Annotated in this window: 2 protein-coding genes and 1 pseudogene; 1 reads left to right on the top strand and 2 read right to left on the bottom strand. The window is 60.7% G+C overall.

Features of this window, described 5'->3' with window-relative positions; translation table 11 throughout:
* Positions 1-33 precede the first annotated feature (33 nt).
* Positions 34-218: pseudogene (locus AADZ55_RS09460) on the top strand (MFS transporter); the annotation flags it as partial.
* Between the two features lie 51 nt (positions 219-269).
* Here the strand turns inward: AADZ55_RS09460 and AADZ55_RS09455 are convergent.
* Both AADZ55_RS09455 and AADZ55_RS09450 read right to left on the bottom strand, forming a co-directional pair.
* Positions 270-8681 carry an amino acid adenylation domain-containing protein gene (locus tag AADZ55_RS09455; RefSeq protein ID WP_341286288.1) on the bottom strand — a complete coding sequence of 2804 codons (8412 nt, stop codon included), beginning with the start codon at positions 8679-8681 and terminating at the stop codon, positions 270-272.
* Positions 8682-8696: 15 nt separating this feature from the next.
* A complete protein-coding gene (locus tag AADZ55_RS09450) occupies positions 8697-11867 on the bottom strand; it encodes a type I polyketide synthase (protein ID WP_085327579.1) in 3171 nt (1056 codons plus the stop codon).
* Between the last annotated feature and the right edge of the window lie 403 nt (positions 11868-12270).

Here is a 12270-nt window from a genome sequence, read left to right as displayed (position 1 = left end):
CGAAGCGAAACCGGCCCTGCCTTTTACACTGGCATCTGGACGCAACCCAGAATCGCTGGCGTGTGCGTGATCGGCACTGTGATGGCGAACCTGGACCTCACGGTGGTTAACGTTGCGCAGCGCACCTTCGTTGCCGCATTCGACTCCCCCAGGCAGTCGGCGCCTGGACGATGACCGGCTACACCCTTGCGTTAGCAGCAGTGAGCCCACTGGCAGGTTGAGCAGCCGACCGATTCGGAACCAACGACTCTTCATATGCTGGCAGCACACTAAACCTCGTCGCCCAGATCGATAATTCCGTTGTTCAATGTTAGTCTTATTCGTTCTCCGTACGTACTGACTGGTTCAGGATTCAGCATGTCATCATGTGTGCACTCAACCGAGTATTCTGTAATGTCGCCGGCAACATAAGGCCGCCAACGTGAATACAGGGAAATATCGCTTTGCCTTTGCGCGGCGCTGAAGATGATCATATCACCATCGAAAGTATCCGGATGGTGCTCTTTGCTATACGAAACACAATCGTAGAGGTTTTCACGAATGGCACTCAGAAGCCGCCTAAACGAATACCCAGAATCAACCTCGTGCAGTCGAATTAATTCTTCTACTCGCCGACGAGTAAGAGACCCAAAGCCCTCTGGAATATCTATTCCAAGAATCCGCAAGCTGACTTCCAGCTCTTGACTTTCGGTTAAAACCACGTCGTCGCTGGGACGGGGCATAGTGTCTAAAAGTATGAGGTTTTGAACTACACATCCACGTCGATGAAGCTCAATGGCCAGCTCGTGCGCAACGAGACCTCCAAAAGACCACCCAAGAATATTGTACGGCCCGGTGGGATAAATTCCTTGGATCCTATCCGCGTAGCTTTTCCCCATCCCACGAACCGATTCAGGTCCAGGTTCTTGAGAGTGCGGGACTTGTTGGATACCGATGACCGGGCAATCTACATATGGACCCAGGCGTCGGTATGACCAGCTAAGTCCGCCCGCAGGATGGATGCAAAACAGCGGAACCCCGCTGCCCGGCTTCAAGAGCTCAACCGGAACGATTTCCGCCGAGCCAATATGGTGATGGGCCTGCCGACTCAAACTCGTCACCGTCGGTGCTTCGAACAAGGCCCGCACAGGCAGCTGCGTGTCGTGAGCCCTGTTGATGGCCGCAATTAGCCGCATCGCCAAGATGCTGTCTCCGCCCAGGTCGAAAAACGAGTCGTCGACCCCCACCCGCTCTAACCCCAAGACCTCGGCAAAAATACCGGCCAGGACCTCCTCAAGCCGGCTGCTCGGGGCCCGATACCGGTCAGTGTCGCTGTACTCCGGTGCCGGCAGGGCCCTGCTATCGAGTTTGCCGTTAACGGTTAACGGCATCTTCTCCACCACCACCACCACGGCCGGGATCATGTACGACGGCAATCGATCCGCCAACGCCGCGCGTATCCAGCCCGGATCGGCACACCCGGTGACATAACCCACCAACCGCTTATCCCCGGGGCGATCCTCACGAGCGATCACCGTCGCCTGATCCACCCCGTCTAGCTGCGACAGCGCCGCGGATACCTCACCCGGCTCGATCCGATACCCCCGAATCTTGACCTGCTCATCTGCACGCCCCACATACACCAATTGCCCATCAGCACCCCACCGCACCACATCCCCGGTGCGATACATCCGCTCCCCAACCCCCCCAAACGAGCACGCCACAAATCGCGACGCCGTCAACGACGACCGGCGCCAATACCCACACCCCACCCCCGAACCAGCCACATATAACTCCCCAGCCACCCCCGGCGGCACCGGACGCAACCACCCATCCAAAACAAACAACGCCGCACCTGGCAACGGCACCCCAATCGGCACCACCGCCGAACCCGGGCTCAACGACGCACTCATCGACGCATAGATCGTGGTCTCGGTTGGGCCGTAGCCGTTGACCAACATCCGCCCGGGCGCCCACCGGTCCACCAGCTCAGTGGTGCAGACCTCACCACCCACCAGCAACGTCGCCGACTTCACCCCGTGCGGCGACAAAGCCCCCACCGCAGACGGAGTCAGACTCAAGACATCGACGTGTTCAGCAACCAGCAAAGCCTCAAACTCCGCCGGGGAACGGGTCACCGAATCCGCCACCACCACCAACCGCCCCCCATGCAATAACGCACCCCAAATTTCCCACGACGAGAAGTCGAACGCGTACGAATGGCACTGGCTCCATACCTGCCCGGGCGCGTATGCGAACGAAGTCGATGCTGTGAAGAGCTGGGTAATGTTGTGATGGGTGTTGACCACCGCTTTAGGGGCTCCGGTGGTGCCCGAGGTGTAGATGATGCAGGCAATGTTGTCCGCGGCCGGACACGGCAAAGCGGTGCTGGGGTGGGTGTCGATGACCGGGTCATCGACACTGACCACGACCGGCAGGTCGCGCCCGTCTAGCCGCGGCCGCAGCCCCGCGGTGGTCAGACAGGCTGCCGGAACGGCGTCCTCAAGGACAAACCCGATGCGGGCATCGGGGTGGTTCGGGTCAATCGGCAGATAAGCCGCGCCAGTCTTCAGCACCGCCAGGATCGCGATAATCGCCTGCGCCGAGCGCTCAAACAGCAGCGCCACCACATCACCAGGACCCACCCCACCAACAGCCAACACATTTGCCAACCGATTAGCAGCCTGATCAACCTGGCGATACGTCCACGAATCATCCTGGTAGACCAGCGCCACCGCCTCCGGCGTACGACCCACCTGCACAGCCCACACCGCCGGAACCGACACCGGTATCGCCACTGAAGAGCCCAACACAGCCCGATTACTCATCACATCAAGCTGAGCACGCTCACCCTCACCAAGCGCATCGACCAACGACAACCGCTGCTGTGGATCGGCGGTCATCCCCAGCAGCACCCGCTCGAACCGCTCGATGAGCCTACAAATGCTGGCAACATCGAAAACGTCGGTCTGAAACTCCACGCGAAGGCCCAGTTCGCCACCCGGCACGGCCTGCACCGAAAGCGCATAATGATTGCATTCGCGGCTGCTGATATCGTTGATGGTCAGCCCGTGGGCTTCCGGTGCGGCATTGTCGGTCGGGTAGTTCTCGTAAACAAAAAGGGTGTCAAATAGCCGTCCCTGACCGTTAATGCGGTGGACCTCATTCAGCGCCAGGTGCTGGTGCTCGACGGTGTCGTTGTAGGCGTGCTGGAGTTGCTCGACCAGGTCAACAGTGGTGGTCGCCGGCGTCATGCACGCCCGGACTGGCACCGTGTTGATCAACAGGCCCACCATAGATTCCGATCCGGCCACATCGGCTGGCCTGATCGAAACGGTTGTGCCGAATGCGACATCGCAGCGGCCGGTCAACCAGCCCAGCAGCTGCGCCCAGGCCGCTTGCAGCACGGTGCTGACCGTACTGTGGCATGAGCGAGCCAGCTCAGTGAGTGCCTCGGTGATCTCGGCGGGAATCCGAAACCACTCAACGCCGCGAGCGCCTAGCCCTAGCTGATCTGACGAGCCGACCAGCGTCGGGGCATCAAAGCCAGCAAAAGCCGCGCGCCACGCCACGCGGGCGGCATCGAGATCCTGATCTGCCAGCCAGGTCAAGAGCCTCCGATACGGGACTGGAGTAGGCAGCAACTGCCCGTGGTAGCTGGCAAAGATCTCGCGCATCAGGATCGGCACCGACCAACCATCAAGCACGATGTGATGAAACGTGAGCACCATCCGGTGCCTGCCTTGACCGATGCGTATGAGGGCAGCACGAAGCGGTGATTGGTGCGTGATATCACAGACCGCGGCGCGTTCGCCCGCGCACACCCGCTCGATCTGCTCGTCAACATCAACGCCGTCGGCGGCAAGGTCTACCTGCCGCCAGGCCAGCACGGGATCACGCGGAATGATCTGCACCGGCTCGTCGAGGTGTTCAAAGATAAATCGGGCCGCCAGGTTTGGATGCCGGTTGAGCGCCGCTTGCACCGCCTCGCGCAAGCGGCGCCGATCAAGCTGGCCGTTCAGGCTGATGTCGAACTGCACCGCATACAGATCGCCACCACCCTGGACGCTGCTTGTATAAAAGAGCAGTCCCTGCTGCAGCGGGGTCAGCGGCAACACGTCGGCGATCTGGTGGCTCCGGTGGAGTTGATCGATCCGTTCCTGGCTTAGCCGGGCGGGCACGATATCGGAGGGGGTCAGCCCACCTCCGCCATGGCGAACATGCGCGCAGATGCCATTGAGGGCTTGAAACCACAGCTCACTAACTCGAGTGATCTGCTCGCGGTCGAGTTTCGAAGACGCCCATGTCCAATTAGCGCGTAGGTGCGGACCAGCCTCGGTGTCCATGGTGGCGGCGTTGAGTTCCACTGTGTGCATCAGCGGGAACTGCACGTCTAAAGTCGGACTAACGGCGTCGGCGAACAACAAGCCCTCATCGCAGACCCGCCAGCTGTCGTCACCGACGCTAGCCGGCCCGGGTGCACCGAAGCGCCCAAGATAGTTAAACGCAATCGGCGGGTCGTCCCCGGTGAGGTCAACCTCGGTGTTGAGGTAGCGCAGCAAACCGTACGTCATACCTTCGGGAAAGGCTCGAAGTTGTTCTTTGGCGTCCTTGATCATGGCTCCCAACGCCGCCTCGCCCGCTACTACCTGGGCCCAATCCAGTCCAACAACCCTCAACGCCACCGGGTATTTGACCGTAAACCACCCCACCGTGTGCGAAAGATCGATACCAGAAGCTAAGTGCTCATTGCGCCCATGGCCCTCGACATCGATGCCGATCGGCGCGCTGCTACCCAAAAACTCCGCCCACGCCAAGGCGAACGCAATCAACAGAATGTCTTGCACCCCGGCGTGAAACGCAGCCGGCGCATCGCTCACGAGCATTCGGGTTGTATCGACATCAAGCGACACCGACAAGTGCCCGGCGGTGGCAAACGTATCCACCGCGGGCTGTACCGCCGGCAGCACGCGAGGAACCGCCACCACCTGCTTCCACGCGGCCGCCTGGTCGACGACCGCCCCGCAACGCGCATGCTCAACCAGCAACGACGCCCATCGCTGATACGATGTTCCCTCGGACGCCAACACCACCTCTTGGCCGCTGCAGTATTGGCCCCAACCCCGATTGAAGTCGTCCAGCAAAATCCGCCAAGACACCCCGTCGACGGCCAGATGATGAATGACCAGCAATAACTGAGCGGCGGGGGCAACCCACAGTGCGCTCAGCATCACACCAGCGGTCGGATCCAAGCGCGACCTTGTCCCCACCAGTGCCGCATCAGACATCTCCGCCACTGGCTGCACACACGCACGTGCATCGACACAGCCCGGTTCAGCCACAAACAACGTCCAACCCCCGGAACTGTTTTCAACGACCTGTAAGCGCAACATCGGATGCCGGTCCAACAAAGCGCTAACCAAGTGCACTACGTCGTCGTAGCCGACCCGCGCAGGGGCTTGCAACAGCATCGTCTGGTTGAACTGCCCGACTTGGCCAACACGGCTGTGCAGCCACCGCATGATCGGTGTCGCGAGGACTTCGCCGAGGCCATCATCACCGTCATCAATCCCGTCCCCGATACCGTCCACAACACTGGCGATGCGGGCCACCCCAGCCACGGTCTGCTCGGTGAAAACATCACGCGGCCAACACACCACACCACCGTCACGCGCCCGCGATGCCACCTGCATCGCCAAGATGCTGTCTCCGCCCAGGTCGAAAAACGAGTCGTCGACCCCCACCCGCTCTAACCCCAAGACCTCGGCAAAAATACCGGCCAGGACCTCCTCAAGCCGGCTGCTCGGGGCCCGATACCGGTCAGTGTCGCTGTACTCCGGTGCCGGCAGGGCCCTGCTATCGAGTTTGCCGTTAACGGTTAACGGCATCTTCTCCACCACCACCACCACGGCCGGGATCATGTACGACGGCAATCGATCCGCCAACGCCGCGCGTATCCAGCCCGGATCGGCACACCCGGTGACATAACCCACCAACCGCTTATCCCCGGGGCGATCCTCACGAGCGATCACCGTCGCCTGATCCACCCCGTCTAGCTGCGACAGCGCCGCGGATACCTCACCCGGCTCGATCCGATACCCCCGAATCTTGACCTGCTCATCTGCACGCCCCACATACACCAATTGCCCATCAGCACCCCACCGCACCACATCCCCGGTGCGATACATCCGCTCCCCAACCCCCCCAAACGAGCACGCCACAAATCGCGACGCCGTCAACGACGACCGGCGCCAATACCCACACCCCACCCCCGAACCAGCCACATATAACTCCCCAGCCACCCCCGGCGGCACCGGACGCAACCACCCATCCAAAACAAACAACGCCGCACCTGGCAACGGCACCCCAATCGGCACCACCGCCGAACCCGGGCTCAACGACGCACTCTGCGACACACACACAGTCGTCTCCGTTGGGCCGTAGCCAATGACCAACATTCGCCCGGGCGCCCACCGGTCCACCAGCTCAGTGGTGCAGACCTCACCACCCACCAGCAACGTCGCCGACTTCACCCCGTGCGGCGACAAAGCCCCCACCGCAGACGGAGTCTGGGTCAAGACATCGACGTGTTCAGCAACCAGCAAAGCCTCAAACTCCGCCGGGGAACGGGTCACCGAATCCGCCACCACCACCAACCGCGCCCCAAAAACCAGTCCCCCCAACATCTCCCATACGGAGAAGTCAAAGGCATACGAATGGCACTGGCTCCATACCTGTTCGGGCGCGTATGCCGGACTGGATTCCAACAATGTCAGCAGTTCGGTGATGTTGTGATGGGTGAGGGCCACCCCTTTAGGGGCTCCGGTGGTGCCCGAGGTGTAGATGATGCAGGCAATGTTGTCCGCGGCCGGACACGGCAAAGCGGTGCTGGGGTGGGTGTCGATGACCGGGTCATCGACACTGACCACGACCGGCAGGTCGCGCCCGTCTAGCCGCGGCCGCAGCCCCGCGGTGGTCAGACAGGCTGCCGGAACGGCGTCCTCAAGGACAAACCCGATGCGGGCATCGGGGTGGTTCGGGTCAATCGGCAGATAAGCCGCGCCAGTCTTCAGCACCGCCAGGATCGCGATAATCGCCTGCGCCGAGCGCTCAAACAGCAGCGCCACCACATCACCAGGACCCACCCCACCAACAGCCAACACATTTGCCAACCGATTAGCAGCCTGATCAACCTGGCGATACGTCCACGAATCATCCTGGTAGACCAGCGCCACCGCCTCCGGCGTACGACCCACCTGCACAGCCCACACCGCCGGAACCGACACCGGTATCGCCACTGAAGAGCCCAACACAGCCCGATTACTCATCACATCAAGCCGAGCACGCTCCGATGCTTCGAGCTCGCCCCTGGTTTCGTCGCCAAGCAGCAAGCTGACGTCCCGCAGTGGACGGTCCCACATCGTCAAAAGCCGCTGCATTACGGCTAGCACGCGGCGACCCAGCGTATGAGGAGTGATCTCGCCAAGCGCTTTGTCGGTGGTCGAAATCGTTAACACCATGTGGCCGCGCATGAGCGCAGGGGAGATTGCGACGGGGAAATGCGTAGGGCTCTGCGCCGTCAGCGAGTGAAAGGTCACCGGTCCCGCGGTCAGCGGTTCATCGCCGAACAAACCGATTTGAAACGCCACCATGGTGTCAAACAGCTCGCCCATACCTGCCACCGCCCGGATCTGCGAGTGGCTCAGGTAGGCATGTTCAGACAGCCGGGCGGTGTCACGCTGGATCAGCGCACATTGTTGGGCAACGGTAGTCTTCGGGTCGATCCGCACGCGCAGCGGCACCGTGTTGATGAAAAGACCAATCATCGATTCAACACCGTTCAATTCCGCAGGCCTCGTGGATACCGTGACCCCAAACACGACGTCTTGGCGGTCGGTCATCGTCGACAGCAACAGCGCCCAGGCCAACTGCGTCAACGTATTGACCGTGACGCCGCGGCTGCGGGCACCGTCGACCAGAAGGGCACTGGCTGCTTCATCCATGTTCAACTGCGCGTGATAAGGCTGATTGTTGCGTTGTTCACCGCTATCACCCGTTAGCGCGGTCGACAACGTTGTTGGCGCCGACAGGCCGGCGAAGTGCTCGCGCCACCATCGTTCGCCTTCGCCCAGTTCACAGGCCGAAAGCCAATTGATGTAGTCGCGATACGGGCGCGGCGGTGGTGGTAGCGAGTCAATGTTGCCGCCGGCCGCATACAACGTGATCAACTCGTCAACGAGCAGCGCGATCGACCACCCGTCAATCACAATGTGATGGGCAGTAATAAGAAATCGCCAACGCTCACAAGGCAACTCGATCAGCAAGAATCGGATTGGCGGCCCCTTCTCGAGATCGAATCCGCTCTCCCTCTCGTCGGCTTCCAGACCGGACGCCGTCTCCGAGGTAGTGGCGACATGCTTCCACGACAGTTCCAACGCAGTGGGAACCACCTGAACTGGATGGGGCAGGTCACGCCAGACGAATCGGGCCCGCAGATTCGGGTGGCGCTTCAACATCGCTAGCGCACAGCTGCGTAGCAATTCGGTGTCGAGCGGCCCCGACACATCGACAGCCATCGCGATCGTGTACGGATCCTCGGAGGGCGCCGCGCTGAGCATCGCAAGCGCGAACAGCCCCTGCTGAAGCGGGCTAAGCGTCATCACATCCTCGATGCCGGAAACACCGCCGCGCGTTTCGGTCATATCGGCATAGCCTCCTCAGGGCTTGGCCAGGATGCCTGGCAGCGCGGCCAGCTGCTCGGGCGACAGTCCGGACATGCTCATCGCCTGGCACTGGGCGTCATCAACAACGCCGACATTTTTGCCGTGTCCATCACTTTCGGCATTGTCGATGAGGTGATCTAGTGCCGCCGCAAGCTGCCCGAGCGTGGAGTGCTCGAATACCATCTGCGGAGTCAGTGGAAGACCCGCAGCGCGCACCCGGGCGGCCAAACGCATCGCGGATATACTGTCACCGCCGAGGGCCACAAACTTGTCATCGCGCCCGATACGGCCGCACCCCAGAACGTGCTCGATTGCCGCAGCCAACGTCCGCTCGGTGTCGGTACGCGCTGGATCTCTCGACTGGCTAACGTGCGCCGTCGATGTCGACACCTGAGCACCACCACGGCCAGCAGGCCAAACGTTGCCACTAGCCGCACGGTCGAGCCAGAATCGTCTGCGCTGGAATGGATAGGTAGGCAAATCCACTCGCCGCGCACCTGAACCCGCGTACCCGCTAGCCCAATCGATCGGCGTACCGCGGACATACACTGAGGCCAGTCCGCTCAAAAAAGACGTGCCTTCCTCGATCCCCGTCCGCAGCAACGGTGCGACAGTCACCTCGTTGAAGCCACGATCCTCACCTGTGAGGTGGTGCCTAGTCGCCGTGACAAGTTCACCTCCCAGACCGATTTCCAGAATACTTCTGATATCCCCCTGGAAACGAGAGAAATGCACCGCGTCAATTTGGCGAACAGGCCTTCTCAGCAGATCGACCCAATACGCTGGCGAACTCAGCAATCCCGCTTCAACGGTCTCCCCTGTGCGTCCCGACAGCACTCCGATTTTGGGATCTCGATAACTCAACTGCTGGCAAACCTCAGACAGCTCACCGAATGTCTGGCTCAAGCGCGACGAATGAGACGCCTGCCTAGAGCACATCTGTTCCGACTGGATCCTCTTAGCCTCATTGCGCGCCACAACACTACGGCCGTCGAAGTCATCCAGGTAGGGAACCACCTCGTCCTCAGAGGCCTCAAAAGACGGCACGCCCCTACCGGTTGGTACAGATTGCATGAGTCGGCCGCGCTCCGCGACAAGCATGCATGCGTCTGCTAACGACCATAAGCCCGCAACGTACGCGGCAGCGATCTCGCCCAATGAATGCCCCACCACAACGTCGGGTCGAAAACCCCAAGACTCAGCAAGTCGAAAAAGTGCAACCTCGACAACGAACGACGCTGGCTGGCAGTAGGCCGATTGATCCAACAAGGCGGCGATCTCCGTGTTGGGCTCCGCAAAAACCACATCCCGCAACGGAGTTGCGATTCGTTCGTCGAAATTCGAACACACTTCATCAAATGCGTCGGCATACGCTGGGAAAGAAGCATACAGCCGTTTTGCGGTAGCCACCGCCTGCGCGCCCTCACCCGGAAAGAACGCCGCAGTTTTCGCCGATACCCTAGCTGTGCCGCGAACCACCCCAGATGAAGTCCTGCCGGCCGCCATCAATTGCAACCCGTTCAACAGTTCATCGCGGTCACAGCCGACGATAACTGCCCGATGCTCGAACTCCGCCCGAGAACTGGCCAATGAGAAGGCAATGTCAACCAAACGGAACTCCGCAGCGTGTTGAAGATGCAACGCCAACCGAGCGCCCTGCATCCGCAACGCCTCCGCAGATTTCGCAGTGATCACCCATGAGACAACCGGGAAGCTAGTCTCGTCCGGTAAACACGTCGTGTCGCCGGTCCCCCCAAACGGGTGATCCTCTGAAGCCTCTTCCAAAATCACGTGCGCGTTCACGCCGCTGCTACCGAACGCGGATACCCCAACTCTGCGGACACCGTCGTTTTGCGGCCACGGTTGCACGCTTGTGGCCAACTCAACGCCTCCCGACGCCCAATCCACGTACGGAGTAGGCTCCTCAGCGTGCAGGGTGGGAGGTATGGCCTCGTGACGCATCGCTTCCACCATCTTGATCACGCCGCCAACCCCAGCCGCAGCCACAGTGTGGCCAATATTCGACTTCAGCGAACCTAGCCACAACCGCTTACCCGCGGGCCGGTGCCGGCCGTATGTCGCCATCAAGGCCTCGGCCTCGATCAGATCACCCAGCGGCGTCCCCATGCCGTGCGCCTCGACCACGTCAACGTCGGCCGGGTCCAAGCCAGCGTTTGCCAGTGCCCGCCGGATCACACGCTGCTGCGCTAAACGGTTGGGAGCCTGCGGACCGTTTGACACCCCATCATGGTTGACCGCTGAACCCCGCACCACAGCCAGCACCGGATGCTGATTTTCCCTCGCATCAGACAGCCGCTCCAATAACACGACGCCCACACCTTCACCCCACCCAACGCCGTCCGCGGTTGCGGCAAACGATTTGCACCGCCCGTCAGGAGCAGAACCCGCTTCACCCAAACGCCGGAAAAAATCCGAAGGCGTCGACATCACGGTCACGCCCCCCGCAAGCGCCAGCGAGCACTCGGCCAACCGCAATGCCCCGACAGCCTGATGAATCGCCACCAACGACGAGGAGCACGCGGTATCAAGCGTGATAGCTGGGCCGCCCAGCCCCAAAAAGTAGGAAATTCGCCCAGCGGCCATACTCGGCGCCTGCCCGGTCGCAGCGAAGGGACGAATTCCGGCTTGGACGTCCCCTGCGACGCCATCGTTCATAGGGCTACCGGCCACTGCCGTCATGCCGAGGAAGACCCCGGTAGCGCTGCCCCGAACGCTCAGTGGATCAATGCCCGCCCGTTCGAACGCCTCCCATGCAGATTCAAGTGCTATCCGCTGATGCGGATCCATCATCAAGACTTCGTCCGAACTGATTCCGAAGAAATCCGCATCGAATCCGGTTACATCGGTTATGAAACCTCCAGCCCACGCACCCAACATGCCATTTGTGTGGGAATCAACGCAGTTCAGGTTATCGACAACCCAGCCACGGTCTCTCGGCAAGCCCGACACCAAGTCGCGACCCGCCGACACAGCGCACCACAAGTCCCCAGGAGAATTCAGCCCACCAGGGTAGCGACAAGCCATACCCACGATTGCAATCGGCTCGTGAAGTCTCGCCTCCACATCCCGCAAACGGCGACGTGTCTTTTCCAGCTCCAACACAGCCTGCCTAAGGTAGCTATGAAGTTCCTGTTGACTTGCCACCTCATAACCTTTCACGGGAAGGGGACTCAACTAATTCAGTGATTTCGTCTCCGGCTCGAACGAAACCAGGTGATCACCGCGCTCGGCCACTAGATACCAAATCTATTTTCGCCTCAATTGCGCAATCAAGCTTCATCCAATCAATGTTCACCAACATTACCTACGAATCGAAAGCCTGGCCTTGCGCTGTGTCGCAAACTTTTCGGTCGTATATCGCTTCAGTTCTGCTCGATAAAATCCAAACACTTCGCGCGCTTTGCCTCGCCACAAATCATTGGTTGTGCGGTGGTGGCACGGCGCTGTGAGTGATTTCAGTCTCGGCTTACTGGTTACCCGAAAGGCATGCCGCCAGGCACGAGCGAATCCGATCGCGAGCGCTGCGGACACCGCTATCTTTACTTAT

It is taken from the genome of Mycobacterium decipiens (genome assembly GCF_963853665.1).
Classification (GTDB): Bacteria; Actinomycetota; Actinomycetes; order Mycobacteriales; family Mycobacteriaceae; genus Mycobacterium; species Mycobacterium decipiens.
This window is presented reverse-complemented; position numbering and strand designations above follow the sequence as displayed.

What these genes read in the sequence shown, in the direction of transcription:
- AADZ55_RS09455 (WP_341286288.1), bottom strand. Translation starts at nt 8,681, where the DNA reads ATGACCGAAACGCGCGGCGGTGTTTCCGGCATCGAGGATGTGATGACG.